The following is a 1,618-nucleotide window of genomic DNA, read 5'->3' on the forward strand; positions in this document are numbered from 1 at the left end:
GACACCGGCGAACTCGCCGAGCTGTTGAGCCCGTCGCTCTTCGCCGACGAGCGGGTGGTGGTGCTCGACGATGCCGACGAGGCCGGCAAGGACGCGGTGGCGTTGATCGAATCGGCGGCCGCCGACCTGCCGCCGGGAACGGTATTGGTGGTAGCGCACTCCGGCGGCGGGCGTGCCAAAGCACTGGCCGGCCGGCTGCGGGGGCTGGGAGCGCAGGTGCATCCGTGCGCGCGGATCACCAAACCCCGCGACCGAGCCGATTTCGTTCGCGCGGAGTTCGCCGCGCTGCGGGTCAAGGTTGACTCGGTGACGGTGACCGCACTGCTCGACGCGGTCGGCTCCGACATCCGCGAGCTGGCGTCGGCCTGCTCGCAGTTGGTCGCCGACACCGGCGGGCACGTCGACGCCGCCGCGGTGCGCCGCTATCACAGCGGAAAAGCGGAGGTGACCGGGTTCGACATCGCCGACAAGGCTGTCGTCGGCGATGTCGCCGGCGCCGCCGAGGCGCTGCGTTGGGCGATGTTCCGCGGCGCGCCGCGGGTGGTGCTGGCCGATGCGCTGGCCGAGGTGGTACATACCATCGCGCGGGTGGGATCCCAACCGGGTGACCCCAACCGTCTGGCCGGTGAGCTGGGGATGCCGCCGTGGCGGGTGCAAAAGGCGCAGAGGCAGGCGCGGCACTGGTCGCGGGAGACCGTGGCGACCGCGGTGAAACTGGTCGCGGCGCTCAACGCCGACGTCAAAGGCGCCGCCGCCGACGCCGACTACGCGCTGGAAGCCGCGGTGCGACAGATCGCCGAGCTCGCGTCGGCCTGAGCCGGCGAGCATGCACAAACTCGCACTGCGCGGGCACCGCGCGTGCGAGTTTGTGCATGCTCGCGCGGGGAAACCTGTCCAGGTCAGAGTTTGTTGAGCGCGTGTGCCAGTGCAGACTTCTTGTTGGCGGCCTGGTTCTTGTGGATCACACCCTTGCTAGCGGCCTTGTCCAGCTTGCGGCTGGTCGAGGTCAGCAATTCCGTGGCCTTCGTCATGTCGCCGTCGTCGACGGCTTCCCGGAACGCCCGGATGGCGGTCCGGACCGACGACTTCACCGAGTGGTTGCGCAGCCGGGCGCGTTCGTTGGTCCGGTTGCGCTTTTGCTGCGACTTGATGTTGGCCACGGGGCAGTTCCTTCGAAAACCTGGGCTGGGGTGTACGTGCCCGGCACCGGGGCACGGGTGTTCAGGCTACCAGCCGGTTTGCCAACTCCCAAAGTCAGCCAGCCCACCAGCTGTGATGGGTTGCTGCGATGACATCACAGGGTGCGCACGACGCTCGACATCGACGACGACGTGCTCGCCGCGGCCCGCGAACTCACAGCCGATGAGGACGGTCGCGCGGTGCGGATTTCGATAGCCCTCCGATACAAATGGCGCGAGACGCCGGATCCGCCGATTCGGCCGGTCCCTCCCATGCGGCGGCAAATCGTCGTAATCTAGGTGTGCAGTCGATCACCACGGCAGGAGGGCTCGATGCGGATTTCAGATGTGTTGCGAAACAAGGGCACAGCGGTGGTGACCGTCGACCCCGATGACACCGTCCAGGAGCTGCTCGCCGGCCTCGCCGAACACAACATCGG

3 protein-coding genes and 1 pseudogene are annotated in these 1,618 nt (G+C 68.1%); 3 read left to right on the forward strand and 1 reads right to left on the reverse strand.

The features are described from left to right. Positions 1 to 816 (forward strand): DNA polymerase III subunit delta (gene holA, locus AC2VOP_RS07220; RefSeq protein ID WP_486960327.1); only part of this gene is annotated, 816 nt, incomplete at its 5' end. Positions 817 to 899: 83 nt separating this feature from the next. Here the strand turns inward: holA and rpsT are convergent. After that, on the reverse strand, positions 900 to 1,160 hold the full coding sequence (gene rpsT / locus AC2VOP_RS07225; RefSeq protein WP_486960328.1) for a 30S ribosomal protein S20: 261 nt from the start codon (positions 1,158 to 1,160) through the stop codon (positions 900 to 902). Positions 1,161 to 1,301: 141 nt separating this feature from the next. Between rpsT and AC2VOP_RS07230 the strand changes: the two genes are divergently transcribed. Further along, positions 1,302 to 1,478, forward strand: coding sequence for a hypothetical protein (locus tag AC2VOP_RS07230; RefSeq protein ID WP_486960329.1), 177 nt, complete (start codon positions 1,302 to 1,304; stop codon positions 1,476 to 1,478). Positions 1,479 to 1,511: 33 nt separating this feature from the next. Next, positions 1,512 to 1,618 (forward strand): annotated as a pseudogene (locus AC2VOP_RS07235) (CBS domain-containing protein); the annotation flags it as partial.

The sequence above is a fragment of the Mycobacterium sp. TH-M106 genome, from assembly GCF_057473765.1.